This is a genomic window from Burkholderia savannae (assembly GCF_001524445.2).
GTDB classification, from domain to species: Bacteria; Pseudomonadota; Gammaproteobacteria; order Burkholderiales; family Burkholderiaceae; genus Burkholderia; species Burkholderia savannae.
In genome coordinates, this window is sequence record NZ_CP013417.1 from 1534802 (window position 1) to 1560385 (window position 25584).

The following is a 25584-nucleotide window of genomic DNA, read 5'->3' on the forward strand; positions in this document are numbered from 1 at the left end:
GTGTAGTTGCGAGGATCGGCGGCGGCTCGATCCGGTGATGCTGCGGCGGATCGAGGCTCCACGTCAGTGGCTACATACCCGTCGGCGGATCGAAGCGAGCGCCGTGCAGCCATTGTAAAAAGGTTCGCTCGCGAAACGATGAGCGATAACGAAGATAATGCGCGCCGCATGAGCGCGCGTCCATGCGCACGGACGCGCGCGGACGCGCATGGGCGCGTGGCCGCGGCGCTCGCGGGATATGGCGGGTTTTTGCGTCGTTCCGATGACGGACGCGGCCGGACATATCGGCCGCATGAAGGCGATCATGCGCGCGGCCCGCTTGCGCCGCGCCGCGGATTGCGCGATGCTCGGCCGGTGCGCGGGTGCGGGATCGGCCGGTGAGGCCGAGGCCCTGCGTGCATCCCGAAGACGGCGGGCACGCCGGGTAACCGGGCCAGGGCGTTCGAACGGACGCGGCGGCGCGGTGCGTGCCGCGCGTCGCGTTCGAGCGGGACGGCCGCCTCGGCGGCCGAACGATACGGAGATCGAACGACGATGGAACGACACCCGAGCGCGCGCGCCGGCGCGCAACCCCTTTCCCCGAACCGTCCGAAGACGCTCGTCGTCAAGCACGCCGACGTGCTCGTGACGATGGACGGCGCGCGCCGCGAACTGCGCGACGCGGGCCTTTACGTCGAAGACAACCGGATCGTCGCGGTCGGGCCGAGCGCCGAGCTGCCCGCGCACGCGGACGAGGTGCTCGATCTGCGCGGCCATCTCGTGATTCCGGGGCTCGTCAACACGCATCATCACATGTATCAGAGCCTGACGCGCGCGATTCCCGCCGCGCAGAACGCCGAGCTGTTCGGCTGGCTCACGAACCTGTATCGGATCTGGGCGCACCTGACGCCGGAGATGATCGAGGTGTCGACGCTGACCGCGATGGCCGAGCTGCTGCTGTCCGGCTGCACGACGTCGAGCGATCATCTGTACATCTATCCGAACGGCAGCCGGCTCGACGACAGCATCGCGGCCGCGCGGCGCATCGGCATGCGCTTTCACGCGAGCCGCGGCAGCATGAGCGTCGGGCAGAGCGACGGCGGGCTGCCGCCCGATGCGGTCGTCGAGCGCGAGGCGGACATCCTGCGCGACACGCAGCGCGTGATCGAGGCCTATCACGACGACGGCCGCTACGCGATGCTGCGCGTCGTCGTCGCGCCGTGCTCGCCGTTCTCGGTGAGCCGCGGCCTCATGCGCGACGCGGCGGCGCTCGCGCGCGACTACGGCGTGTCGCTGCACACGCACCTCGCGGAGAACGTGAACGACGTTGCGTACAGCCGCGAGAAATTCGGGATGACGCCCGCCGAATACGCGGAGGATCTCGGCTGGGTCGGGCGCGACGTGTGGCACGCGCACTGCGTGCAGCTCGACGAGCCGGGCATCGCGCTGTTCGCGCGCACGGGCACGGGGGTCGCGCATTGCCCGTGCTCGAACATGCGGCTCGCGTCCGGCATCGCGCCCGTGCAACGGATGCGTCTCGCGGGCGTGCCGGTCGGGCTCGGCGTCGACGGCTCCGCGTCGAACGACGGCGCGCAGATGGTCGCCGAGGTGCGCCAGGCGCTGCTGCTGCAACGCGTCGGATTCGGACCCGATGCGATGACGGCGCGCGATGCGCTGGAGATCGCGACGCTCGGCGGCGCGCGGGTGCTGAACCGAGACGACATCGGCGCGCTCGCGCCCGGGATGGCGGCGGATTTCGTCGCGTTCGACCTGCGTGCGCCGCAGTTCGCGGGCGCGCTGCACGATCCCGTCGCCGCGCTCGTGTTTTGCGCGCCGGCGCAGGCGGCGTACGGCGTCGTCAACGGGCGGGTCGTCGTGCGGGAAGGGCGCTTGACGACGCTCGAGATCGAGCCGCTCGTCGCGCGGCACAACGCACTCGCGCGAACGCTCTACGAAGCCGCGCGCTGAGCGGCGCGTCGGGCGGCGGCGCGGCGCGCGCGGCTGGGTACCCGGTTGCGCGGATTGGGCGGAATATTCGGCGACAGGCTTGCCGCCGGATGTTCCGCGATCGACACTGATGCCGACATCGCCGACATCGCCGACATCGCCGACATCGCCGACATCGCCGACGTCGCCGCGCCGCCGCGCCGCGCGCTTACATATCGATCAGCGTGCGAGTCGCCTCGGCGACGAGCCCGCGCAGCCAGCGCACTTCGTCCGAATAATGGCAGCGCTCGTGCCACAGTTGGTAATACTGCATCGGCGGAAAATCGAGCGGCGCGGGCACGACCGACAGCGGCAGGAACTTCGCGTAGTGATCGGCGAAGAGCCGCGTCGTGGTGAAGATCAGATCCGACTTCACGAGCACGTACGGCGCGAGATTGAAGTACGGCAGCGTGACGACGACATGGCGCTTCAGCCGTTCGCGCGCGAGGTGCACGTCGATCGCGCCGCGCTGGCCGACCGAATACGGCGTCGGCGCGAGATGCGGCGCGTTCAGGTACTGGTCGAGCGTGAGGCCGCCGCGCTTCGCGAACGGATGCGTGTTGCTCATCAGGCAGACGATCTCGTCGACGAACAGGTTCGACAGATGCAGCTGCTCGGGCGGCTCCGGCCAGTTGCCGACGACGATGTCGAGCTTGCCGTCCTCGAGCGCGAGCTCGTAGTCGAACGCGGGGCCGAGCGAATGGAACTCGAGCGTCGCGTTCGGCGCGGCCTGCCGGAAGCGCTCGACGACGGTCGGCACGAACAGCACGTTCAGGTAGTCGGGGCAGCCGATCCGGTAGCAGCGGATCGACGTGGCCGGATCGAAGTTGTGCTGCTGGAACTTGATGCGCTCGATCTCGCGCAGCGCGTTCTGCACGGGTTCGAGCAGGCGCAGGCCGTACTCGGTCGGCACCATGCCGGACTTGCCGCGCACGAGGAGCGGATCGCCCGTGATGTCGCGCAGGCGGCGCAGCGCGGCGCTGATCGCCGGCTGCGACTGGTTCAGTTTGACGGCCGCGCGCGTCACGCTGCGCTCCATCAGCAAGGTGTGCAGGACGCGCAACAGATACGTGTCGATCGCCTCGCGTTGCTGGCTCATGTTCTCTCCGTTTATATGTCCAGGCTGATCGATTGGAGGTGGGGATATATGATTTTTAATATGGACATAAAGGAGCGTCAAGAGCGGCCCGTTCGGATTTTCGCTCGGCCGCGCGCGCTCGGCCGCGCGCGTGCGCGGGTGATTCGTTTGCCGCGTCACTGCATCGACGCGATGAAGATCGCCGATGCGGGAAGCGGTTGGCGCGCGCAACAAAAAGGGACGGGCGGCGACGTTTCAAGGAGGCCGAAGGAACGGCGAACGATCGGGTGCGCGGTGCGACACTTTGCACGCAATGCACGCAATGCACGCAATGCACGCAATGCACGCAATGCACGTAACTCGTCGCGCTTGCGCGGCATGCAGTGAAACGCGCGAAGCGGCGGCGTCGAATGTACGGCGGGGCGGCTCGTCGACGTCGGGCTCGATGTAGAGCCGGCAAGCGAGCGATCCGCGCGATGCGTCTCGCGCTTTTGCGCGGGCGGCGCTTTACCCGATCGACGCGCGAGCCGAACGTGCGATGTCCGACGCAAGCCGCTTTCACCGAGCGCGTGCCCAACGAAACGAGTGCGACAAGATCTGAATGCCCGATGCACCCGATGCGCGGCTCACGCGCCACACGCGCTTTCCAAACGAACGTTTGACGCCGCCGTTCGCCGCGCCCCGCCCGCGCGATCAGTCTTCGATGCGCAGCCCGACCTTGAGCGTCACCTGCCAGTGAATCACCTGGTCGCCTTCGATGTGCCCGCGCATGTCGGTCACTTCGAACCAGTGCAGATTGCGCACGGTCTTCGCCGCTTTCGAGATCGCGTTGCGGATCGCCTCGTCGCTCGATTGGCGCGACGAGCCGGTGAGTTCGATCAGTTTGTAGACGTGGTCGTTCATGACGTTTCTCCCGTGAGTCGTTCGATGTGCGGCCCGGCACGCGGGGCGCGCGCATTCGGCGTTCCCGCGCATGCCTTCTTGAGTGATAGGTATGATGGGCGGCAACTTCAATCGGTATTCGAACGAGAGGAAAGGGGAAGACGTGGACGTGGGATTTTGCGGACCGGGATTGATGGGCGCGCCGATGATCCGGCATCTGCTGTCGGCGGGCCATCGGGTGCACGTATGGAACCGCACGCGCGCGAAGGCCGACGCGCTCGCCGCGCACGGCGCGCAGGTCGTCGACACGCCGGCCGAGCTTGCCGCGCGCGCGCAGACGGTGATGCTGTGCGTGCTCGACGCGCAGGCAGTCGGGGAAGTCGTGTTCGGCGCATCCGGCGTGCTCGCGGGCGACGCCGCGGCGCGCGGCGTGCGGCGCATCGTGGATCATTCGAGCATTCCGCCCGCGGCGACGCGCGCGTATGCGGCGCGCGCGGCGGCGCTCGGCGCGAGCTGGATCGACGCGCCGGTGTCGGGCGGCGTGCCGGGCGCTCAGGCGGGCACGCTCGCGGTGATGGCGGGCGGCCAGCCGGCGGACGTCGACGCGGTGCGCGAGCTGATCGGCGCATACGCATCGCGCGTCACCCATCTCGGCGAAGCGGGCGCGGGGCAGACGGCGAAGCTGTGCAATCAGGCGATCGTGACGGCGACCGTCACGGCGATCGCGGAGGCGGTGGGGCTCGCGCAGGCGAGCGGCATCGACGCGTCGCGCCTCGCCGAGGCGCTCGCGGGCGGCTGGGCGGATTCGGTGCTGCTGCAAACGTTCGTGCCGCGAATGACGAGCGCGGGCCATCCGCCGATCGGCGCGCTGAAGACGTTCCAGAAGGACGTCGACGCGATCGCCGACGCGGCGCGCGACGCGGGCGCGGTGATGCCCGTCGCGGCGACGGTCCAGCAAGTGTTGCGGCTCGGCGCGGCGATGGGGCTTGCGCAGGCCGATTTCGCGGCGTTCATCGATATCGTGCGGCCGCAGGCGAAACGAGGCGAATAGCGGGGCGAACACGCGCGCCGCGCGCGGGCGGCAAGGGCGCCGGCGAACATGCGACGCACGCCGCCGCGCGGACCGCGAACCGTTGCGGCCGGATGAAGAAACGGGCCGTTTGAAACGGCCCGTTCTAGGTTGGCGAGGGTTACAGCGAGCGAGGCGTCGTGTCGCCGGCGTTCGGTTGCCCGATTCCGCTTCGCAGCCCGGCTTTCACGCCCGCACCGAATTCGGGCAGGATACGCGCTCGCGCGCGGCTCGCGAACACGAGGAAGCCGAATCCGTTCGCTTCGTACCAGTAGCCGCCGTTCTCGAGCCCGTCGAGCGGCTGCTCGAGCGCGTTGGCGATCGATTCGATGCAGCGCTTGCGCAGCTCGGCGATCGCGGGATACGGCGGCTGCGCGCCGCGCACGCTGCAGAGCAGGACGTCGAGGCCGGGCAGCACGTGCGCGTAGAGCACGGGCTCGTCCTGCGACCTGGCGCGCGCGATCTTCGTATCGAGCTGCGCGAACGGTTTGGCATGGCGCAGCACCGCGAGGAACGATTCCTGGCCGTCTGGTTGCGCGCGTCGGCGTTTTTTCGGGAAGGACATAAACACTCGCCTCAAAAACAATTGCAAGAAATGCGGCATCCTCATGCGACCCACTCCCGGCTATGTGCGCCGCATGTCGATCTTTTATAGCATACGAAAATGCCGGCTTCACGAAGTTCGCCGATGCGTTTTGCCGTGCGTCGACCGAACCGGGTGAGAGCCTACGATCGCCAAAGCCAGCGCTTTTTGCGCCTGCACTGTCGTTGAGTCTCCATGATAGACCCGGTAGCGCCGCGCGTGCGTCAGAACGTCGCAAAAAATGATTCGGGTATTCTCTGCCTCCGCGCGCGACGCACCGCCGAAGACCGTCCGGACGACGAAAAAAAACCCGCGCGAAGGCGGGCTGTGTTGCGGCTCGCGGCGCGCTCGCTCAGCGCTGCTTCAGCGAATCGCGGATCTCGCGCAGCAGCAGCACGTCTTCGGGCGTCGCGGCGGGCGCGGCTTCTTCGGGCTTGCGCAGCTTGTTGATGAACTTGACCATCAGGAAGATGATGAACGCAAGGATGACGAAGTTGATCAGCACGGTGATGAACGAGCCGTAGCCGAACGCGGCGACGCCCGCCGCCTGCAGATCCTTGAACGAATCCGGATTGCCCCTGAACGACGCCGGAATCTGGCCGAGCAGCACGAACTTGTTCGAGAAATCCAGGCCCCCCGTCAGCACGCCGATCACGGGCATGATGAGGTCCTTCACCACCGAGTCGACGATCTTCGAAAACGCTCCGCCGATGATCACGCCGACGGCGAGATCCATGACGTTGCCCTTGACGGCGAATTCCTTGAATTCCTTGATGATGCTCATGGGCGGCTTGCTCCTGTCGAAAATGGAATAGGGCGTAGCGCAACGATTCGTTACGGCACGTTGATGGCCGTCATCATAACGAACCCGATCCTTTATCGATAGTTCATCTGAGAAATCTTGACAAAGGGGACCGATAAAAAAATGGGCCGTCGCCGGCCCATTTCGTCGTTCTAACGGTGCGTCGTCAACCGTTGTTGCTCCAGTCGTCGCCATTGCTGCCGAGATCGATGCCGCCGCCGTCGGAGCCGCCGCTGTCCCAACTGCCGCCCTGGCCGAAGTCGATGCCCGGATCGGCGGCCGCACGGCGCCGCGCTTCGTCGTCGACGATCACGTCGCGCTCGATCACGCGCTCGCGGCCGTGCGACATCGCCTCGCCGAGCAGCACGCCCGTGAGCAGCCCGCCCATGCCGCCGCCGAAGCCGCCGCCTTGCTGGATCACGACGGGCGGCTGCTGTTGCGGCTGCGGCGGATACGGCGAGTAGGGCGGCTGGCCTTGCGCGCCCGTCAGCCGATCGGCTTCCTGAGCGAACACCGAGCCCGCGCCGCCGGGCGCGCTCGCTGCGGCCGCGTTCGGATCGGGGCGGCCTTCGACGCGCGCCTTCAGGCTCGCGAATTGTTTCTCGAGTTCGTCCAGCCGGTACGGCGGCGCCGGATTCTGGCCGTTCGACAACGTCTCGACGAGCTCGCGCGCCTGCGCTTCGAGCGCTTCGATCTCGCCGTTGAGCGCGGCGGCGCCGGGCGCCGTCGACAGCCGCGCGTCGAGCTTGAGCGGGCGCACGTCGTTGAGCACGTCGGTCGCGCGCTTCAGTTGCGCGCGGCGTTCGTCGTCGGCGCGCTTGTCGTCGGTCGAGCGCGCGCGGCGCAGCGTCCAGCGCAGCACGAGCGCGATCGCGCCGATCACGACTGCGATGCCGATCCACATGCCGGCCGACGGCCCGCGGTGCGCGGGCGCGGCGGGCGCCGCGGCGAATTGCGATTGCGCCTGGGCCTGGGCCTGCGCTTGCGGCGCGACGAGCATGCCGCCCGACGTCGCCGAGCGCGAGGTCTGCGCGGCCGTCCGGCGCGCGTCGGCGCGCACGCGCGCTTCCGTCTGCGCGAAGCGCGACGGATCGGTGAACCGCAACTGCGGATCGAGCGATTTCGCGCGCTCGATCTGCTCGAGCGCCTCGGCGGGGCGGCCTTCGCGGTCGAGCACCTGGCCGTACAGATAGCGGGCGCGCGCGTTGTCCGGATACGCGTCGATCACTTGCGAGAGCTGCGCGTCGGCGCGTTGCCAGTTGCCTTGCGCGATCGATTGCTGGATTTGCTGCAGCGACGGCACCGCCACGTTGGCGGCGGCCGACACGAGAAGCAGCGACAATCCGACGGCTGCGAGAAGCTTTTTCATGATCGGTTCGGGCGCTCGGCCCGTCTCCTTGCGGATTGTCGCGGCGCGGCGGCGTGCGCGTTCGACGTGCGCCGCCGCCGCGCCGCGAAGCGCCGGCTGGCGTAGCGCCGCCGTTATTGCGCCGGCGTGTTCAGTTGCTTTTTCAGCGCTTCGAGGCGGTCCTCGACGGACGGGCCCTTGTTCAGCGCCGCGAGCTTGTCGTCGAGCGCGCGGCCGCTGTTCGTGTCGGCCGAGTTCAGGCGGGCGTCCGAGCGCGCGTTCGACAGCGTGACCTTGTCCTCGAGCTTCTGGAAATCCTCGGACAGGTTCTTGCCGCCGATCCCGCCGAGCGCGGTGGCCGCGACGTCCTTCGCCTGCGCGATTTCCTGCTTCGCCTGCAGGATGTTCGAGCGCGCGTTCAGTTCGTTGCGGCGCGCGCGCATGTCGGCGATCTGGCCTTTGAGCTTGTCGACCGACGGCTCGAGCGTCTCGAGCTCGCGCGCGAGCGCGTCGCGCTCGGCCTCGGCGTTCGCCTGCGCGGCGAGCGCTTCGCGCGCGAGGCCTTCGTCGCCCGACTGCAGCGCGCGTTTCGCGCCGTCTTCATATTTCTTCGCGCGCTCGTCGGCCGTGTCGCGCTTGCTGCGTTGCGTGGCGACCTGCGCCTCGATCTCGATCAGCGAGTTTTCCGCGCGGCCGATGCTGTCGTCGAGCTCCCGCACGATCTGCCGCGCGTCGCGCGACGGATCTTGCACCGAGTCCGCCGCGTCGTTCAGCAGACCTTTGATCGTGCGCGAAATAGAGTCGAAAAGCGACATGGATTCCTCCGTAAGTAATGAACGATGCGCGCGCCGCGCATCGCGTGCGATGCTTCGCCGTGGCGCGGGCGGTCGGCGTCGGCGGATATTACACCACCGGTTCGCTTAAACACCGCTTAAAACCGCGTGAACGCGGGCTCGCACGGGCGGCGCGCATGCCGCCCGCCGCGACCGAAAATGCGGGCGGGCGGCGAAAATTTCCAGTGCGCCGCGCGCAAATTTCTCGCGTGCGCGCCTTTCAAAACGAAAGCCGGCGGCGCACGGCATGCCGTCTTCATCATAGGAGCGTTCGCGGCCCGCGACGGTGCGCGGCGCAACGAATTGGAGGATTTTTTACAAAAAATCGTGAAGAGCGCCCGTCGATTTCATTAAAATGCGCTGTCACGCTGCGGACCGGACGCCGTATGGACCAACGCGCGCCGGGAGCCGTCGACGTGATACGCTCCACGACGCTACGTCCACCGATTCCACGCACGCGCCCCGCGCGCGTTCGCGGCGCGCCTCGTGCGCTGCCCATCCGACATGCCTATTATCAAACGACCGCCTTCCTCCCGCGCCACGAACGAGCACCATTATTCGCTACGACGTTCGCCCGCCGGCGCCTATTACACCGACGACACCGATGAAGACGACGACCGCGCGCAGCGCCGCACGAGCGGCGGCTCGCGCACGTTCGGCTCGCGCGTCGCGCTGTGGTTCGTCGGGCTGTTCGCGACGCTTCTCGCCGTCGGCGCGCTGGTCGTCGGCTATGCGCTCGTCGTGATGGGGCCGCAACTGCCGTCGCTCGACGCGCTCACGAACTATCAGCCGAAGGTGCCGCTGCGCGTGTACAGCGCGGACCACGTGCTGCTCGGCGAGTTCGGCGAGGAGCGCCGCAGCCTCGTGCGCTTCGCGGACATCCCCGACGTGATGAAGAAGTCGGTGCTCGCGATCGAGGACTACCGCTTCTACGAGCACGGCGGCGTCGATTTTCTCGGCATTCTGCGCGCGGGCGTCGCCGACATCCTGCACGGCGGCGCGCGGCAGGGCGCGAGCACGATCACGATGCAGGTCGCGCGCAACTTCTTCCTGTCGAGCGAGAAGACTTACACGCGCAAGATCTACGAGATGCTGCTCGCGTACAAGATCGAGCGCGCGCTCACGAAGGACCAGATCCTCGAGCTGTACATGAACCAGATCTATCTGGGCCAGCGCGCGTACGGCTTCGCGGCCGCCGCGCGCGTGTACTTCGGCAAGGACCTGAAGGACGTGACGCTCGCCGAGGCGGCGATGCTCGCGGGGCTGCCGAAGGCGCCGTCCGCGTATAACCCGATCGTCAATCCGAAGCGCGCGAAGGTGCGTCAGGAATACATCCTGAAGCGGATGCTCGAGATCGGCTACATCACGCAGCAGCAGTACGACCAGGCGGTGAAGGAGGAGATCCGCGTGCGCACGCCGGGCAACCAGTACGCGGTGCACGGCGAGTACGTCGCCGAAATGGTGCGGCAGATGATGTACGCGCAGTACAAGGACGAGACCTACACGCGCGGCCTGACGGTCACGACGACGATCAACGCGGCCGACCAGGAAGCCGCGTACCAGGCGGTGCGCCGCGGGATCATGGACTACGAGCGCCGCCACGGCTATCGCGGGCCGGAGGGCTTCGTCGCGCTGCCGCCCGCGGGCGACGAGCGCGACGAGGCGATCGACGATGCGCTCGCCGATCATCCGGACAACGGGGACTTGCAATCGGCCGTCGTGCTCGCCGCGTCGCCGACGGCGCTCGAGGTGCAGTTCGTCGGCGGCGCGACGACGACGATCAACGGCGCGGGGCTGCGTTTCGCGGCGGGCGCGTTGAGCGCGCGCGCGTCGGCGGCGCTGAAGATCAAGCCGGGCTCGATCGTGCGCGTGATGAAGGACGCGAGAAGCGCATGGCAGATCGTGCAGCTGCCGCAGGTCGAGGGCGCGCTCGTCGCGATCGCGCCGCAGGACGGCGCGATTCGCTCGCTCGTCGGCGGCTTCGATTTCAACAAGAGCAAGTTCAACCACGTGACGCAGGCGTGGCGGCAGCCGGGCTCGAGCTTCAAGCCGTTCATCTATTCGGCGTCGCTCGAAAAGGGCCTCGGGCCCGCGACGATCATCAACGACGCGCCGCTGTATTTCCCGCCGAGCGTGCCGGGCGGCCAGCCGTGGGAGCCGAAGGACGACGACCAGCCGGACGGCCCGATGCCGATGCGCACCGCGCTGCAGCGCTCGAAAAACCTCGTGTCGATCCGGATTCTCGCGTCGATCGGCACGTCGTACGCGCAGGACTACGTGACGCAGCGCTTCGGCTTCGATCCCGCGAAGACGCCGCCGTATCTGCCGATGGCGCTCGGCGCGGGCCTCGTCACGCCGCTGCAGCTCGCGGCCGGCTACGCGGTGTTCGCCAACGGCGGCTACAAGGTCGATCCGTATCTGATCGCCGAAGTCGACGACGCTCGCGGCCAGGCGCTGCAGAAGGCGCAGCCTGTCGCCGCCGGCGCGAACGCGACGCGCACGATCGACGCGCGCAACGCGTACGTGATGAACAGCCTGCTGCACACCGTCGCGACGGCGGGCACGGGCGCGGGCACGAACGCGCTCGGCCGCGGCGACCTGCAGGGCAAGACGGGTACGACGAACGACGCGAAGGACGGCTGGTTCGCGGGCTATCAGCAATCGCTCGTCGCGGTCGCGTGGATGGGCTTCGATCAGCCGAAGAGCCTCGGCAGCCGCGAATTCGGCGCGCAGCTCGCGTTGCCGATCTGGGTGAACTACATGCGCACCGCGCTTTCCGGCGCGCCCGAGCAGCAGATGGCGATGCCCGACGGGCTGACGACGATCGACGGCGAGCTGTACTACGCGGATCGCACGCCGGGCGCGGGCTTCGTCGCGAGCGTCGACTTCAACCCGGCCGCGAGCCCGACCGTGAGCGCGAACGACGCGCTCGGCTCGGCGGGCGCCGGGGGCCTGACGCCGCCGCCCGTGACGCCGGAGGAGAAGCGGCAGATCATCGACATGTTCGAAGGCAACAAGCCTTGAGCGCGGGTCGATCGCATGACGAAACGGGCGCCGGCGCGCCCGTTTTTTTTGTCGATGCGATTCGCTGGCGGTTTCGTTCGCGGCGGTGCGGCGTGGTCGCGTGCGAGGCTGGCGCGCATGTGGGCGGTTTCGCGGCGGCGCGCGGCGGCGTTTGCGCTGACGGCTTCGCCGAGCGGCAGGGCCGGTAGATGCGCGGGCGCGCGACGCGCTCGATGCGGCGCGTTTGCGAGACCGGGGGCTTCGTGTTAAGTCGAATGCTTCGAATGCTTCGAATGCTTCGAATGCTTCGAATGCTTCGAATGCTTCGAATGCTTCGAATGCTTCGAATGCTTCGAATGCTTCGAATGCTTCGAATGCTTCGAATGCTTCGAGCGGTGCGACACGATTTTGGCGGCGGCGTTCGAGCGATCCGCACGAAACGACTTGCGGGGAATGATGCGCGCGATGCGAAGCGTTCAGAACGGCATATTCAAAGCGAAGCGTTCCGAGCGTCGCATTCAGAACGACGCGCAAACCCGCGTCAACACGAGCCCAACCGATTGCTGACGAAACTGCTCGACGTACGCGCGGCGGATCGCGGCAAGGCTGTCGAGCGTCGCGGGCGAGTCGGCGGCGATGATACGGATCACGAAGCTTGCCTCGCGCACGATGCCGAGCGTTGCGCGATCGCGCCATTGGCCGTGCGTGTCCCACGTCGTGAGCCCGTCGGGAAAGCGCGGCGTGACGACGTCGGCGACGAAGCGCTCGCGCTGCGCGTCGGTGACGGAGCCGTGGCCGGCGATGTCGCGGCCGAACAGCAGATCCGCCTGCAACTCGCGCGTGCCGCCCGCTTGCGTGCAGCGCGCGTCGCTTGCGACCGGTTGCGGCGCCGTCGCGCAGCCGGGCAGCGCGGCGACGGCGACGGCGGCGATCAGCGCGATGCCGCCGATCCATGTCGAATGAAAAGCTGGCATCGTTGACCCTCGTCGATTATCGTGGTTGATCGACCGTGCAACCGCAACCGCAACCGCAACCGCAACCGCAACCGCAACCGCAACCGCAACCGCAACCGCAACCGCAACCGCACGCTTGCGGCGCACGTCGCGTCAGCGCGCCGCCGCGTGCGTGAGCACCGATTCAAAGCACTGCTCGCTCAAGCACTTACGCAGTTGTCCGGCCGCTTATCAACAAGCCTGTCAACACGATCTGTGGAAAACGCGGCGCGCGGCTCGGCGTTCGGGCGATGCGAATCGATCGTGCAACGTGTCGCGCCGAGGCGGGCGATCCGAATCGGATCAAGCGGTTAGCACCGCTGCCCCATGCTTATCAACAGCCCTTTCAACAAAAACTGGGGATAACCGCGCCACGCGGCGGGCCTGTCGGGCAGGCCCGCGACGCATTTCGCGGCGCTTCCCGAAAACGTCGCGCGATCAACGCGTTAGCGCGCTTGTCCGCGGCTTTTCAACATGCTCTTCAACACGAACTGGGGATAACCGGCGTCACGGCCGCGACGTCCGATGCAGCTGCGCATGCTCGAGATGCGCGGCGAGCGCCGTCGAATCGATGTTGGTGCCCGACAGCAGCACGCCGACGCGCCTGCCTTGCAGCGATTCGCGCAGCGGCCCGAGCAGGGCGGCCGTCGCGGCCGCGCACGCGGGCTCGACCGCCACTTTCAGATGCGTGAACAGATAGAGCATCGCCGCGCGCAGCGCGTCGTCCGATACGGTGACGATCCGGTCGACATGGCGGCGGCACAGCTCGTAGCTGTATTCCTCGGTGTGCGGCGCCATCAGCGAATCGGCGATCGTGTGCATCGCGCCCATGCGGACCGGATGATTCGCGGCGAAGCTGCGGCTCATCGCGTCCGCGCCTTCCGGCTCGACGCCGTACACGTGCACGCGCGGATTCGCGAGCCGCAGCGCGGTCGACATGCCCGCGGCGAGGCCGCCGCCGCCGATCGGCACGATCACCGCGTCGAGGTCCGGCGTCTGCGTCGCCCATTCGTAGCCGAGCGTCGCGGTGCCGAGGATCGTGTGATAGCCGTTGAACGGATGCACGAAGAAGCGGCCTTCCTCCGCCTCGATTCGCCGCACGATCTCGAACGCCTCGGCGGGGCTCGACGCCATCACGACTTCCGCGCGGTACTGGCGGCAGAGCGCGATGCGCGCCGGGCTCGCGGTATCGAACATCACGACCTTCGCGCTCGTGCCGAGCCGCATCGCCGCGTACGCGACGGCCGCCGCGTGGTTGCCCGCCGACACGCAGGTGACGCCCGCGCTCTTCCTGGCCTCGCCGAGCGCGAGCAGGTTCGTGAACGCGCCGCGCGCCTTGAAGCTGCCGCTCGCCTGCAGGAGCTCGAACTTGAGGTTCACGTGCGTGTTGTCGAGCGAAGGCAGATCGGCGCGCTCGAACACGGGCGTGCGCGTGACCCACGGCGTGAGCGCGAAGTGCTGCGCGGCGATTTCGTCGAGCGTCGGAATCGGCTCGCCGTTGATCGTCAGATGAGCGGGGTGGTGAGGTGAGGTCGACATGTGCGTGCGCGTATCGATGACGGTGGCCGGTCGCCGGCCGGAACGAGGCTCGCGGCGGCGCGCCGGCTCACGCGAGCGTCATGCCTTGCACGAGCTTGCGCAGGAAACGTTCGCACGACGCGAGCTGCTCGAGCTCGACGAACTCGTTCGGCTTGTGCGCCTGCTCGATGTGGCCCGGCCCGCAGATGACGCTTGGAATGCCCGCGCGCTGGAACAGGCCCGCCTCGGTGCCGTACGCGACCTTGCGCTTGTCCTGGTCGGCCGTGAGCGCGCGCACGAGCTGCGTGATCGCGTCCTGCTCGGCCGCGTCGAGGCCGGGCGCCGCGGCGATCTTCGAGAATTCGATCGCCGCGTTCGGATGCTCGCGCCGCATCCGCGGCAGCAGCGTGTCGCGCGCGTACGCGTCGATGCGCGCGAAGATCGCGTCGGGATCGAGCGCCGGCAGGTTGCGGAACTCGAACGTGAACTGGCATTCGGCGGGCACCGTGTTGACCGCGTTGCCACCCTGGACGAGGCTCGTCTGCGCGGTGGTGAACGGCACGTCGTACAGCTCGTCGAACGGGCCCTGTGCGCGGAATTCGTCGGCGAGATCGCGAATGTGGCAAATGAGGCGCGCCGCGTATTCGATCGCGTTCAGGCCCTTCGGCGTCAGCGACGAATGCGCGGCGTGGCCGCGCACGCAGCAGCGATAGAGGTTGATGCCCTTGTGCGCGATCACGGGGCGCATGCCGGTCGGCTCGCCGACGATGCAGCCGGCGGGCGCGACGCCGCGCGCCTTCAGGTCGGCGAGCATCAGCGGCGCGCCGACGCAGCCGATCTCCTCGTCGAACGACAACGCGAAGTGGATCGGCTGCGCGAGCCTCGCCGCCCGCATCTCGGGCAGCAGCGCGAGCGCCGCGCCGATGAAGCCCTTCATGTCGCAGGTGCCGCGGCCGTAGAGCTTGCCGTCGCGCACTTGCGGCGTGAACGGATCGCTGTCCCATTGCTGGCCGTCGACCGGCACGACGTCGGTATGGCCCGACAGCACGATGCCGCCGTCGGTGGTGCCGTCGTGCGCGGGAATCGTCGCGAACAGGTTCGCCCAGCCGTCGCGGGCGTCGTGCGTGAGCGTCGACGCGACGCCGGCCTCGGCGAGCGCGTCGCGAACCATTTCGATGAGGCCGAGATTCGGCACGCGGCTCGTCGTGTCGATCGACACGAGCCGTTTCACCCACGGCAGGCTGATCGGCTCGGCGGACGAAGCGGATGGGGACGCGGACGGTGCCGTTGCGTCGAGAACGGGCATGGCGGGGCTCCGGCAGAGAGGCGAACGAATGCAAAGATCATACTCAAAAACGATGCGGCCCGTCTTCGCGCGACGATTTGCGGCGCAGCATCCGGCGCGTCCGTGCGCGCGAGCGGGGCGCGCGGGGGCGAATCGGCGCGAATTCGCTCGGGACGTGCGGGATGCGTTCGGCCGCGCGCGGCGTCATCGAGCGGCGAATCGGTTTCAATGGCCGGTTTCGATTCGCGGTTTCGATTCGCGGTTTCGATGCGTGGCTTCGACACGCGTCGCGGCCGATGCGTCGAGGAATCGCGGCGGTGGCGCAGTCGCCCACGATCTCGGCTCTTCGCGATGCGCTCGTCGCGCGCGACGCTGCGCGGGCAGGAGGCTGCGCGATCGCGGAGAATCGAAACGATCCGCATCGACGGCCGAACGCGTCGCGCCCGGCTGCGGGCCCGCAGCCGAATGCAGGCCGCGCAAGCCGGATCGAACGCGATTCGTTCCTCGCCGTTTCGTCGCGGCTTTGTCCCGGCTTCGTCCCGGCTTCGTCCCGGCGTGCGCACGAACATTCGTGGCTCGCGTCGACGCTTGACTTAGTTCCATTTAAGAACTTAGTATCCGGCTGATTACATCGGATGATGTAATAGTTGCGGCGGCCGTCGCCGCCGCTCGACGCCACCCGCGCCTCGGACGCGTCGCGCGACCGGCCAGCAGGACAGGAGACGACGATGAAGCATCTGCAGATCGAGCGCAGCGGGCGCGTGCTGACGGTGAGTTTCGACAATCCGCCGCTGAACTTTCTCACGATGGCGATGATGCGCGAGTTCAAGCGCACACTCGACGACATCGCGCGCGATGCGAGCATCGGCGCGGTTGTCGTCACGAGCGCGCGGCCCGGCGTGTTCCTCACGCATTTCGACGTCGGCGAGATCAAGGCCATCGCGCAAGGGCTGTCGATCGCGGTGCCGCCCGCCGTCACCGGCGCGATGATGCGCATCGAGTCCGCGTGCAGCCGCGTGCCGGGCGTGCGCAGGCTGATCGAGCGGACGCCGCTCGCGGGCGTCGCGCAAATGAATCTGTTTCACGAGGTGACCGCGCGCATGCGCGCGATGGACAAGGTGTTCATCGCGGCCGTCAACGGCCGTGCGATGGGCGGCGGCTGCGAGATCGCGCTCGCGTGCGATCTGCGGCTGATGGCGGACGGCAGCGTCGACGGCGGGCAGATTCTCGCGCAGCCGGAAATCTTCATCGGCCTCTTGCCGGGCGGCGGCGGCACGCAGATGCTCGCGCGCTCGGTCGGCATCGCGCGCGCGTTGGAGCTGTGCCTCGACGGCCGCCTGCTGTCGCCGCGCGAGGCGTTCGAGCTCGGCCTCGTCAATCGCGTCGTGCCGGGCGAGCGTCTGCGCGATGAGACGATGGCGCTCGCCGAGCGTCTCGCGCGGCGGGCGAGCCATTCGGTTCGCGCGATCAAGCGCGCGATCTACGATGGCGCGTCGCTGCCGTTTCGCGACGGGATGGCGGTGGAGAAGGCCGGGTTCCTGTCGGCGGCGACGCAGGGCCGCACGCGGCACGCGATGGCCGCGTACGCGGATCACGTGTCGTCGTTGATCGAAGATGGGGAAGATATCAGCGTCGATCAACTGCGCACGTGGATCGACGGGGTGGCCGTCGATTTTTCCCGTTAGCGCCGGCGCGCCGGGCGGACGGCTGTTCGACCGCCGTCGAGGCTTGTCGGTCGCGCCACGCGCGAAGGGGCGCCATGACGCCGGGCGGCGGAACGGACGCCATGCGATGCGCCGGACGCGTTCGACATCCGCGCGGCATCATTCGGCGCCGATGTGTCGCGCCGGCCCTTCGCCGGCCTTTGCGCACCGCGATTCGCACCGCGATTCATGCGCCGCGAGCGAAATGTCGTCAGCAATGGGCCGCGGCCGATGCGCCGTGCGCATGCAGCCCGGCGCGGCCGCGCGCGCGACGTGCGGCGTGCTTCGCCTCGGTGTGGCGAACAGGGCGCAAAAGACGGCCATCGACCACCGGCTACCGGCTACCGGCTACCGGCTACCGGCTACCGACTACCGACTACCGACTACCGACTACCGACTACCGACCGCCGACCACCGACCACCGACCACCGACCACCGACTACCGCGCCGCCGCCTGCGCGCGCGACTGCTGCGGCTGGCCGAGCGCGCGCAGCGTTTCCTTCACCGTCGACACGCGTACCGCGAGGTCCGGCGTGCGCGTCTCGATCCGCAGCTTGTCCTGGCCCGCGAGCTTGACGTGCCGGTGCTTCTGCACCATCTCGATGATCCGCATCGGATCGATCGGCGGATTCGGCACGAACTGCAGCCCGATCGCGGCCTCGCTCGCGTCGATCTTCACGATGCCGAGCGGCTTCGCGGCAAGCCGCAGCCGGTGCGTCTCGACGAGCGCGTGCGCCTGCGGCGGCAGCTTGCCGAAGCGGTCGATCAGCTCTTCCTGGATGCCGTCGATCGCATCGCCGTGCTCGCAGTTCGCGAGCCGCTTGTACAGCGACAGCCGCTCCTGCACGTCGCCGCAATAGTCGGCGGGCAGGATCGCGGGCGCATGCAGGTTGATCTCGGTCGTCGCGGCGAGCGGCGCGGTGAGGTCGGGCTCCTTGCCGTTCTTCAGCGCCTTCACCGCGTCGTTGAGCATTTCGGTGTAGAGCTGGAAGCCGATCTCGTGAATCTCGCCCGACTGCTTGTCGCCTAGCACTTCGCCCGTGCCGCGGATCTCGAGGTCGTGCATCGCGAGGTAGAAGCCCGAGCCGAGCTCCTCCATCTGCTGAATCGCCTCCAGGCGACGCTGCGCCTGTTTCGTCAGCGCCTGCGGATCGTGGACGAGCAGGTACGCGTACGCCTGGTGGTGCGAGCGGCCGACGCGCCCGCGCAACTGATGCAGTTGCGCGAGGCCGAACTTGTCGGCGCGGTGCATGATGATCGTGTTGGCGCTCGGCACGTCGATGCCGGTTTCGATGATGGTCGTGCAGAGGAGCACGTTCGCGCGCTGCGCGACGAAATCGCGCATCACGCGCTCGAGCTCGCGCTCGTGCATCTGGCCGTGCGCGATCACGATGCGCGCCTCGGGCACGAGCACCTCGAGCATCGCGCGGCGGTTCTCGATCGTCTCGACCTCGTTGTGCAGGAAATACACTTGGCCGCCGCGCTTGAGCTCGCGCAGCATCGCCTCGCGGATCACGCTCTCTTCCTCGCGGCGCACGAAGGTCTTGATCGCGAGCCGTTTCTGCGGCGCGGTGGCGATCACGGAGAAGTCGCGCAAGCCTTCGAGCGCCATGCCGAGCGTGCGCGGGATCGGCGTCGCGGTCAGCGTGAGCACGTCGACCTCCGCGCGCAGCGCCTTCAGCGCCTCCTTCTGGCGCACGCCGAAGCGGTGCTCCTCGTCGATGATCACGAGGCCGAGCCGCTTGAACTGCACGTCCGACGACAGCAGCTTGTGCGTGCCGATCACGACGTCGACGCTGCCTTCGTTGATCTGCGCGATCGCCGCGTTCACTTCCTTCGTCGACTTGAAGCGCGACAGCTCGGCGACCCTCACGGGCCAGTCGGCGAAGCGGTCGATGAAGGTCTGCGTGTGCTGCTCGGCGAGCAGCGTCGTCGGCGACAGGAGCGCAACCTGCTTGCCGCCCATCACCGCGATGAACGCCGCGCGCAGCGCGACCTCGGTCTTGCCGAAGCCGACGTCGCCGCACACGAGGCGGTCCATCGGCTTGCCGCTCGTCATGTCGCCGATCACGGCCGCGATCGCCGCGGCCTGGTCGGGCGTTTCCTCGAAGCCGAAGCTGTCGGCGAACTTCACGTAGTCGCGCGGTTCGAGCGCGAACGCGTGACCCTCGCGCGCCGCGCGGCGCGCATAGAGGTTCAGGAGCTCGGCCGCCGTGTCGCGGATCTGCTGCGCCGCGCGGCGCTTCGCGCGCTCCCACTGGCCGGAGCCGAGCGCGTGCAGCGGCGCGCTGTCCGGATCGGCGCCGCTGTAGCGCGAGATCACGTGCAACTGCGCGACGGGCACGTACAGCTTGCTGTCGCTCGCGTATTCGAGATGCAGGAACTCGGTCTCGCCTTCGCCGAGATCCATCGACACGAGGCCCATGTAGCGGCCGATCCCGTGCTGCGCATGGACGACCGGATCGCCCACCTTCAGCTCGGACAGGTCGCGCACCATCGCGTCGACGTTGCTCGCCTGCTCCTGGCGGCGGCGTCCCGCGCGGCGGCCGAGCGCGCCGTACAGCTCGGTCTCGGTGACGATCGCGTAGCCTTCGCCCGGCACCGCGAAGCCGTTCGCGAGCGGCGCGACGCCGAGCGCGAAGCGCTCGTCGCTCTCGAGCCACGCGGCGAAGCTGTCGCTGCCCGCGGGCCGCAGATGGTGCTCGGCGAACAGTTGCGCGATCGTCTCGCGGCGGCCGGCCGATTCGACGGTGAAGAGCACGCGGTTCTTCGTCGTGTCGAGATACGCGGCGAGCGCGGCGAGCGGCGCGTCCGAGTGGCGCTCGAGCGCGAGGTTCGGCAGCGGCGCCGCCCAGCCGCCCGACGGTTGCGCGGGCAGCGCGACGCGCGCGAACGGCTTCGCGAGCGTGTAGAAATCGTCGTCGGACAAGAAAAGGCGCTGCGGCTCGAGGATCGGCCGCTCGCGATCGTGCGACAGGAACGCGTAGCGCTGCTTGGTGTCGGCCGTGAAGCGCCGGATCGCCGTGTCGAGATCGCCCGCGAACACGAGATGCGCGCCGTCGGGCAAGTAGTGAAACAGCGTCGCCGTCTCGTCGAAGAAGAGCGGCAGATAGTATTCGATGCCGGCCGACGGCACGCCGTTGCCGATGTCCTTGTAGATCGGCGCGCGGCTCGGGTCGCCCTCGAAGGTCTCGCGCCAGCGGCTTCGGAACGCGGTGCGCGCGGCTTCGTCGAACGGGAACTCGCGGCCGGGCAAAAGGCGCACGTCGCGCACCGGGTAGAGGCTGCGTTGCGTGTCCGGATCGAACGCGCGGATCGAATCGACCTGGTCGTCGAACAGGTCGATCCGGTACGGCAGCGGCGAGCCCATCGGGAACAGGTCGATCAGCGAGCCGCGCACGCAGTATTCGCCGGGGCGCACGACCTGGCTCACGTGCTCGTAGCCGGCGAGCGTCAATTGCGCCTTCAGCTTCGCCTCGTCGAGCCGCTCGCCCTGCGTGAACGCGAACGTGTACGCGGCGAGGAACGACGCGGGCGGCATCCGGTAGAGCGCCGTCGTCGCGGGCACGAGCAGGATGTCGCAGCGGCCTTCGCCGAGGTCGTGCAGCGTGGCGAGCCGCTCGGAGACGAGATCCTGGTGCGGCGAGAACGTGTCGTACGGCAGCGTCTCCCAGTCGGGCAGCACGCGCACGCGCGCGTCGGGCGCGAAGTAGCCGAGCTCGTGCGCGAGCCGCTGCGCGTCGACCGCGTTCGCGCAGATCACGGCGAGAAGCGGCACCTGCGCGCGGTGCGCGGCGAGGTAGCGGGCGATGACGAGCGCGTCGGCGGAGCCGTGCGCACCGTCGAACGCAAAGCGTTGGCCCGCCTTGACGAGCGCGACGGGGGACTGCGAAGGAGAGGCGTTGTCTGACATAACGAGCGGCTGGTTGGCTGGCGCCGGATGGCGGGCGAGCTCGGCGCGGCGCATCGAGGCGAAAGACGTATTATAAAATCCGTCTTTCGATTTCATCTTTCCCGGCCTTTCTTTCCGTGACTTCCCGACTTTTCGCCCTGATTCCGTGCGCGGGCACCGGCAGCCGTTCCGGCTCCGCGTTGCCGAAGCAATACCGCACGCTCGCCGGACGCGCGCTGTTGCACTACACGCTCGCCGCATTCGACGCGTGCAGCGAGTTCGCGCAGACCCTCGTCGTGATCTCGCCCGACGATACCCACTTCGACGCCCGCCGCTTTTCCGGCCTGCGCTTCGCGGTGCGGCGCTGCGGCGGCGCATCGCGCCAGGCGTCGGTGATGAACGGGCTGATCCAGCTCGCCGAATTCGGCGCGACCGACGCCGACTGGGTGCTCGTGCACGACGCCGCGCGGCCCGGCATCACGCCCGCGCTGATCCGCACGCTGATCGGCGCGCTGAAGGACGATCCCGTCGGCGGCATCGTCGCGCTGCCGGTCGCCGATACGTTGAAGCGCGTGCCGGCGGGCGGCGACGCGATCGAGCGCACCGAGCCGCGCGCCGGCCTCTGGCAGGCGCAGACGCCGCAGATGTTCCGCATCGGGATGCTGCGCGACGCGATCCAGCGCGCGCAGCTCGATGGCCGCGACCTGACCGACGAAGCGAGCGCGATCGAGTGGGCGGGCCATACGCCGCGCGTCGTGCAGGGCAGCCTGCGCAATTTCAAGGTCACGTATCCGGAGGATTTCGACCTTGCGGAGGCGATCCTCGCGCATCCCTCACGCGCTTGCTGAACCGAATTTTCACCATCGCATCACACTCGGATCGAATCACATGGATTTCAGAATCGGACAAGGCTACGACGTGCACCAGCTCGTTCCCGGACGCCCGCTCATCATCGGCGGCGTGACGATCCCGTACGAGCGGGGGCTCCTCGGCCACTCGGACGCGGACGTGCTGCTGCACGCGATCACCGACGCGCTGTTCGGCGCGGCGGCGCTCGGCGACATCGGCCGTCATTTTTCCGACACCGATCCGCACTTCAAAGGCGCCGACAGCCGCGCGCTCTTGCGCGAATGCGCGGCGCGCGTCGCGCGGGCGGGCTTTTCGATCCGCAACGTCGACAGCACGATCATCGCGCAGGCGCCGAAGCTCGCGCCGCACATCGACGCGATGCGCGCGAACATCGCGGCCGATCTCGGCTTACCGCTCGATCGCGTGAACGTGAAGGCGAAGACGAACGAGAAGCTCGGCTACCTCGGCCGCGGCGAAGGGATCGAGGCGCAGGCGGCGGCGCTCGTCGTGCGCGAAGCGGCGGCGTAGGCGGGCGGGATCGGCGTGACGGGCGGGAACGGCGGGAACGGCGGCGTGAGCCGCATGCGCAGTGGCATCGGCGGCCGGCGCGGCGCGGACGGCGCGCGTATCCGGCCGTGGAGAGGCTGAGCCGAGGCGGGCGGCGGCGCTTCTTGTCGCGGGCAATCGGCTCGGCGCAGGCCGCGCGACACAGGCCGAACAGCCACACAGCCGCACAAGCCACACAGCCGCCGCAACCGTTCGAACTGGCGAGGGCGCTCGAGGCCGCCCGCCTCACGCGACCGATGCGGTTCGGCGTGCGACGCAGGCAAGCGCGCCGGCCGTCATCAACCGAAGCAGCCGATCGGTTTGATCGAAGCGCAGGAAGCCTGCCATCACGCTTCGCCGCGCGGGTCATTCCACCGCACGCGCGCAAACGAAAACGCCACGCGCAATTGCCGCGTGGCGTTTTCGTTTCGGCGGCCGCATTCGCGCATTCGCGATTGCGCGCGCCGACGGCGCTCCGTATCCCGCTTATTTGCCCTTACTTGCCTTCGGCCGCAATCACCTGCGCGGCGGCATTGATCACCGACGCGATCCGGCCGACGTCGCGCAGCTGCGTGACGGTCATCCCTTGTTCGTTCTTCAGCAGCGCGTAGTGCGACTTCACGCAGAAGTGGCACTTGCCGACGATCGACGCGGCGAGCGCGTACATCTCGAACTTGCGCTTGTCGACGCCGCCGTGCGACGCGTACGCGCCCATCCGCAGCTCGGCGCGCTGCGTTTTCAGATCGGCGTCGTCGGCCATCTCGACGTACGGATACCAGGTGTTGTTCATCCCCATCAGCGCGGCCGCCGTCAGCGCCGCGTTGGTTTCCTCGGGAGACAGCACGCCGGCTTCGCGGATCGCCGTGACGAGCGCCGGGCTTTTCGCGGCGAACGCCGCCGCGAGCGCCGCGCCCACCGCGTCCGTGCCTTCGAGCGACGAGCGCGAGATCGTGCCGTCGAGGTTCAGGCGAATGTCCTTCGCGTAGTCGGGAATGAGCGCCTTAATCGAATCGATGAATTCCATTGATATCTCCTATGATTGGGCCGTTAAAAAAGCCCGCAGGCAAGACACAGCGCCGCGGGCTTTCGTGCATCGAACGCTTACAGCGTCGCGCCGCCGATCGCGCGGTTGCACGGGCAGAGCTCGTCCGTTTGCAGGCCGTCGAGAATGCGCAGGATTTCTGCCGGGCTGCGGCCGACGTTCAGGTTGTTCACCGACACGTGCTGGATCGTGTTGTCCGGGTCGACGATGAACGTCGCGCGCAGGGCGACGCCCGCTTCCTTGTCGCGCACGCCGAGCTGGTCGATCAGTTCGCCCTTGACGTCGCCGAACGAGTAGTGGTTCAGCTTGTCGAGATCCTTGTGCTCACGGCGCCATGCGAGCTTGACGAATTCGTTGTCCGAGCTGCCGCCGAGCAGCACGGCGTCGCGCTCTTCGAACTGCTTCGTGAGCTTCGCGAATTCGACGATTTCGGTCGGGCAGACGAACGTGAAGTCCTTCGGGTAGAAGTAGACGATCTTCCACTTGCCCGGGAACGACGCTTCGGTGACGGTCTCGAAAGCCGACTGGCCGTTTTCTTCGTGGTTGTTGAAGCCCGGCTTCGCGGCCACAACGGTGAAAGCTTCGAGTTTATCGCCCACGGTCTTCATGCGGATGCTCCTGTATGAGTTGAAAAGAAATGCCACCTGCGGTCAAGCTACCGATGCGCTGCAACGTTTCCGTGACAGCATGGGCAAAACTATAACGCTATTATATTATTCTTTCAATAGATTTTAACTAACGACTCTCATAGAAAAATTCAAAGACGTCGATAGGGTTCGACCACCGAATGGGGGAGTCGTCGTGCGTCACGCGGCCGCACGCGCTTTCGCGCTCGGAAACTCCAGCGTGACTTCGAGGCCGGCGTCGGGCGTGCGGTTGCGCAGCCGCAGCGTGCCGCGGTAGCGGTTGACGAGGCGCAGCACGATCGCCATGCCGAGGCCGGTGCCGTCCGCCTTGCTGCGCGCGGTGTCGACGCGATAGAACGGGCGCATCACGAGCGGCAGCTGATCCTCCGGAATGCCCGGGCCCTCGTCGGAGACGACGAGCTCGACGCGCGCGTGCGTCGCGCGCGTTTCGAGCAGGATGCGCGCGATGCCGTCCCGCTTGCTCTGCCCGTACTTGCGCGCGTTCTCGACGAGGTTGCCGATCACGCGGCGCATGTCCGTCTCGTCCGCTTCGATGACGGCCGCGGGCGCGAGGCGGATGTCGAGCTGCACGCCGTCCTCGCTGACGATCCGCGCCGCGACCTCGCGCGCGACGTGCGACAGGTCGACGGGCTCCGGCGTGCGCTGCGCGGGACGCGCGTAGTCGATGAACGCGGTGATGATGCGATCCATCTGCTCGATGTCGTCGACCATCGCGTCCTTCGTCGCCTGGTCGGACGGGCTCATCTCGGTTTCGAGGCGCAGCCGCGCGAGCGGCGTGCGCAGGTCGTGCGAGATCCCCGCGAGCATCAGCGCGCGGTCCGCTTCGAGCTGCTCGAGATCGCGCACCATCTGGTTGAAGCTGCGGTTGGTCTCGGCCGCGACGCCCATGCCGCGCTCGGGCAGCGCCTCGGGCGTCTGGCCCGAGCCGACCTTGCTCGCGGCGAGCGCGAGCCGCGAGAACGGCTGGTTCACGAGGCTCGTGATGAACGCCGAGCCGATCAGCGACAGCGCGAGCGCGAAGAGGCCCCAGCCCGCCCATTGCAGGCCGGTGACGGTGTCGAGCTGATCGCGGTCGAGCGCGACCCAGTAGTCGTCGTCGTCGATCTTGAAGCTGATCCACACGCCGGGGATGTCGTTGACCGATTGGGCGATCACCGTGTCGTCGCCGAGGCGGCTGCGAATGTCGTGCTCGATCAGCCGGTTCAGCGATTCGTCGGGCTGCAGCTTGAACTTGTCAGTCTTTTCGCGCGGATACACGCGCACCCCTTCGTTGCTCTCGAGATCCTGCAGCAGCGCGCGGCGCAGATCGGGATCGGAATAGAGAAGGGCGGTGCGCGTGAGCTTCACGATCGCGACGAGCTGCAGCGCGACGCGCTGCGCGCGCGGCTCGCGCTCGATTACCCGGAAGCTCTGGAACCACGCGGCGAGACTGACCGCGATCAACAGCGCGATCAGCAGGAAGGTGCGCCAGAAGAGCCCGCCGAAGACGAGCGTCAAAAGGCGCCGGTCGATACGCATAGGACTGGTCGTCTAACTGGCGTCAAAGG

The 25584-nt window shown here is 68.0% G+C and carries 21 protein-coding genes; 7 read left to right on the forward strand and 14 right to left on the reverse strand.

Annotated features, from left to right (window positions below; translation table 11 throughout):
- Window positions 1–534: 534 nt before the first annotated feature.
- Entirely contained in the window at window positions 535–1947 is a 1413-nt protein-coding gene (locus WS78_RS07700; protein WP_038745082.1) for an 8-oxoguanine deaminase, read from the forward strand.
- Between the two features lie 187 nt (window positions 1948–2134).
- Here the strand turns inward: WS78_RS07700 and WS78_RS07705 are convergent, their stop codons facing one another.
- Window positions 2135–3064, reverse strand: coding sequence for a LysR substrate-binding domain-containing protein (locus tag WS78_RS07705; protein ID WP_010104452.1), 930 nt, complete (start codon window positions 3062–3064; stop codon window positions 2135–2137).
- Window positions 3065–3079: 15 nt separating this feature from the next.
- Here WS78_RS07705 and WS78_RS35670 point away from each other — a divergent pair, with 15 nt between their 5' ends.
- The gene (locus WS78_RS35670; RefSeq protein ID WP_157131149.1) at window positions 3080–3430 is read left to right on the forward strand and encodes a hypothetical protein; all 351 of its coding nucleotides are present in this window, start codon (window positions 3080–3082) and stop codon (window positions 3428–3430) included.
- Between the two features lie 306 nt (window positions 3431–3736).
- On the opposite strand, the gene WS78_RS07710 is transcribed toward WS78_RS35670, so the two are convergent.
- Window positions 3737–3946 carry a dodecin gene (locus tag WS78_RS07710; RefSeq protein ID WP_038745088.1) on the reverse strand — a complete coding sequence of 70 codons (210 nt, stop codon included), beginning with the start codon at window positions 3944–3946 and terminating at the stop codon, window positions 3737–3739.
- Window positions 3947–4037: 91 nt separating this feature from the next.
- On the opposite strand from WS78_RS07710, the gene WS78_RS07715 reads away from it, so the two are divergent.
- The gene (locus WS78_RS07715) at window positions 4038–4976 is read left to right on the forward strand and encodes an NAD(P)-dependent oxidoreductase (RefSeq protein WP_060820695.1); all 939 of its coding nucleotides are present in this window, start codon (window positions 4038–4040) and stop codon (window positions 4974–4976) included.
- 139 nt (window positions 4977–5115) lie between these two features.
- On the opposite strand, the gene WS78_RS07720 is transcribed toward WS78_RS07715, so the two are convergent.
- The 4 genes from WS78_RS07720 to WS78_RS07735 all read right to left on the reverse strand — a co-directional run bounded on the left by WS78_RS07720 (window position 5116) and on the right by WS78_RS07735 (window position 8542).
- Entirely contained in the window at window positions 5116–5559 is a 444-nt protein-coding gene (locus WS78_RS07720; RefSeq protein WP_059574562.1) for a hypothetical protein, read from the reverse strand.
- A 370-nt stretch (window positions 5560–5929) separates the two neighbouring features.
- A complete protein-coding gene (gene mscL, locus WS78_RS07725) occupies window positions 5930–6361 on the reverse strand; it encodes a large conductance mechanosensitive channel protein MscL (protein WP_038745095.1) in 432 nt (143 codons plus the stop codon).
- A gap of 184 nt (window positions 6362–6545) precedes the next feature.
- Complete coding sequence (locus WS78_RS07730) at window positions 6546–7748, reverse strand: tetratricopeptide repeat protein (RefSeq protein ID WP_059574564.1); 1203 nt, start codon at window positions 7746–7748, stop codon at window positions 6546–6548.
- A gap of 113 nt (window positions 7749–7861) precedes the next feature.
- Window positions 7862–8542 (reverse strand): PspA/IM30 family protein, encoded by a 681-nt coding sequence (locus tag WS78_RS07735; protein WP_038745099.1) that lies wholly within the window; start codon window positions 8540–8542, stop codon window positions 7862–7864.
- Window positions 8543–9064: 522 nt separating this feature from the next.
- Here WS78_RS07735 and WS78_RS07750 point away from each other — a divergent pair.
- Window positions 9065–11584, forward strand: a complete 2520-nt coding sequence (locus WS78_RS07750; protein WP_038745101.1) for a penicillin-binding protein 1A — start codon at window positions 9065–9067, stop codon at window positions 11582–11584.
- A 497-nt stretch (window positions 11585–12081) separates the two neighbouring features.
- Here WS78_RS07750 and WS78_RS07760 read toward each other — a convergent pair whose 3' ends face one another.
- The 4 genes from WS78_RS07760 to WS78_RS35675 form a co-directional block, all read right to left on the reverse strand.
- Window positions 12082–12537: a DUF3574 domain-containing protein gene (locus WS78_RS07760; protein ID WP_038744680.1), complete on the reverse strand. Its 456-nt coding sequence runs from the start codon at window positions 12535–12537 to the stop codon at window positions 12082–12084.
- Between the two features lie 525 nt (window positions 12538–13062).
- Entirely contained in the window at window positions 13063–14094 is a 1032-nt protein-coding gene (locus tag WS78_RS07770; protein WP_038744679.1) for a threonine/serine dehydratase, read from the reverse strand.
- Between the two features lie 67 nt (window positions 14095–14161).
- A complete protein-coding gene (gene argE, locus WS78_RS07775) occupies window positions 14162–15379 on the reverse strand; it encodes an acetylornithine deacetylase (protein ID WP_038744677.1) in 1218 nt (405 codons plus the stop codon).
- Window positions 15380–15422: 43 nt separating this feature from the next.
- Window positions 15423–16037 (reverse strand): hypothetical protein, encoded by a 615-nt coding sequence (locus tag WS78_RS35675; protein ID WP_157131150.1) that lies wholly within the window; start codon window positions 16035–16037, stop codon window positions 15423–15425.
- A 49-nt stretch (window positions 16038–16086) separates the two neighbouring features.
- Between WS78_RS35675 and WS78_RS38095 the strand changes: the two genes are divergently transcribed.
- Window positions 16087–17043, forward strand: coding sequence for an enoyl-CoA hydratase/isomerase family protein (locus WS78_RS38095; protein WP_059574570.1), 957 nt, complete (start codon window positions 16087–16089; stop codon window positions 17041–17043).
- Window positions 17044–17500: 457 nt separating this feature from the next.
- Here the strand turns inward: WS78_RS38095 and mfd are convergent, their stop codons facing one another.
- A complete protein-coding gene (mfd, locus tag WS78_RS07790) occupies window positions 17501–21070 on the reverse strand; it encodes a transcription-repair coupling factor (protein ID WP_197419407.1) in 3570 nt (1189 codons plus the stop codon).
- Window positions 21071–21090: 20 nt separating this feature from the next.
- Here mfd and ispD point away from each other — a divergent pair, with 20 nt between their 5' ends.
- Together ispD and ispF are read left to right on the forward strand one after the other, a co-directional pair.
- The gene (gene ispD / locus WS78_RS07795; RefSeq protein WP_038744672.1) at window positions 21091–21801 is read left to right on the forward strand and encodes a 2-C-methyl-D-erythritol 4-phosphate cytidylyltransferase; all 711 of its coding nucleotides are present in this window, start codon (window positions 21091–21093) and stop codon (window positions 21799–21801) included.
- 40 nt (window positions 21802–21841) lie between these two features.
- Window positions 21842–22330: a 2-C-methyl-D-erythritol 2,4-cyclodiphosphate synthase gene (gene ispF / locus WS78_RS07800; RefSeq protein ID WP_038744671.1), complete on the forward strand. Its 489-nt coding sequence runs from the start codon at window positions 21842–21844 to the stop codon at window positions 22328–22330.
- A 514-nt stretch (window positions 22331–22844) separates the two neighbouring features.
- Here ispF and WS78_RS07805 read toward each other — a convergent pair.
- The 3 genes from WS78_RS07805 to WS78_RS07815 form a co-directional block, all read right to left on the reverse strand.
- Window positions 22845–23372 (reverse strand): carboxymuconolactone decarboxylase family protein, encoded by a 528-nt coding sequence (locus WS78_RS07805; protein ID WP_038744668.1) that lies wholly within the window; start codon window positions 23370–23372, stop codon window positions 22845–22847.
- Between the two features lie 77 nt (window positions 23373–23449).
- Window positions 23450–23998, reverse strand: a complete 549-nt coding sequence (locus WS78_RS07810) for a peroxiredoxin (protein WP_038744667.1) — start codon at window positions 23996–23998, stop codon at window positions 23450–23452.
- A gap of 198 nt (window positions 23999–24196) precedes the next feature.
- The gene (locus tag WS78_RS07815; RefSeq protein WP_038744665.1) at window positions 24197–25555 is read right to left on the reverse strand and encodes an ATP-binding protein; all 1359 of its coding nucleotides are present in this window, start codon (window positions 25553–25555) and stop codon (window positions 24197–24199) included.
- Window positions 25556–25584 lie beyond the last annotated feature (29 nt).

Excerpts from the sequence above, each read along its gene's own strand:
- WS78_RS07700 (WP_038745082.1), top strand. The coding sequence starts at position 535 with ATGGAACGACACCCGAGCGCGCGCGCCGGCGCGCAACCCCTTTCCCCG.
- WS78_RS07705 (WP_010104452.1), bottom strand. The coding sequence starts at position 3,064 with ATGAGCCAGCAACGCGAGGCGATCGACACGTATCTGTTGCGCGTCCTG.
- WS78_RS35670 (WP_157131149.1), top strand. The coding sequence starts at position 3,080 with ATGTCCAGGCTGATCGATTGGAGGTGGGGATATATGATTTTTAATATG.
- WS78_RS07710 (WP_038745088.1), bottom strand. The coding sequence starts at position 3,946 with ATGAACGACCACGTCTACAAACTGATCGAACTCACCGGCTCGTCGCGC.
- WS78_RS07715 (WP_060820695.1), top strand. The coding sequence starts at position 4,038 with ATGATGGGCGGCAACTTCAATCGGTATTCGAACGAGAGGAAAGGGGAA.
- WS78_RS07720 (WP_059574562.1), bottom strand. The coding sequence starts at position 5,559 with ATGTCCTTCCCGAAAAAACGCCGACGCGCGCAACCAGACGGCCAGGAA.
- mscL (WP_038745095.1), bottom strand. The coding sequence starts at position 6,361 with ATGAGCATCATCAAGGAATTCAAGGAATTCGCCGTCAAGGGCAACGTC.
- WS78_RS07730 (WP_059574564.1), bottom strand. The coding sequence starts at position 7,748 with ATGAAAAAGCTTCTCGCAGCCGTCGGATTGTCGCTGCTTCTCGTGTCG.
- WS78_RS07735 (WP_038745099.1), bottom strand. The coding sequence starts at position 8,542 with ATGTCGCTTTTCGACTCTATTTCGCGCACGATCAAAGGTCTGCTGAAC.
- WS78_RS07750 (WP_038745101.1), top strand. The coding sequence starts at position 9,065 with ATGCCTATTATCAAACGACCGCCTTCCTCCCGCGCCACGAACGAGCAC.
- WS78_RS07760 (WP_038744680.1), bottom strand. The coding sequence starts at position 12,537 with ATGCCAGCTTTTCATTCGACATGGATCGGCGGCATCGCGCTGATCGCC.
- WS78_RS07770 (WP_038744679.1), bottom strand. The coding sequence starts at position 14,094 with ATGTCGACCTCACCTCACCACCCCGCTCATCTGACGATCAACGGCGAG.
- argE (WP_038744677.1), bottom strand. The coding sequence starts at position 15,379 with ATGCCCGTTCTCGACGCAACGGCACCGTCCGCGTCCCCATCCGCTTCG.
- WS78_RS38095 (WP_059574570.1), top strand. The coding sequence starts at position 16,087 with ATGAAGCATCTGCAGATCGAGCGCAGCGGGCGCGTGCTGACGGTGAGT.
- mfd (WP_197419407.1), bottom strand. The coding sequence starts at position 21,070 with ATGAAATCGAAAGACGGATTTTATAATACGTCTTTCGCCTCGATGCGC.
- ispF (WP_038744671.1), top strand. The coding sequence starts at position 21,842 with ATGGATTTCAGAATCGGACAAGGCTACGACGTGCACCAGCTCGTTCCC.
- WS78_RS07805 (WP_038744668.1), bottom strand. The coding sequence starts at position 23,372 with ATGGAATTCATCGATTCGATTAAGGCGCTCATTCCCGACTACGCGAAG.
- WS78_RS07810 (WP_038744667.1), bottom strand. The coding sequence starts at position 23,998 with ATGAAGACCGTGGGCGATAAACTCGAAGCTTTCACCGTTGTGGCCGCG.
- WS78_RS07815 (WP_038744665.1), bottom strand. The coding sequence starts at position 25,555 with ATGCGTATCGACCGGCGCCTTTTGACGCTCGTCTTCGGCGGGCTCTTC.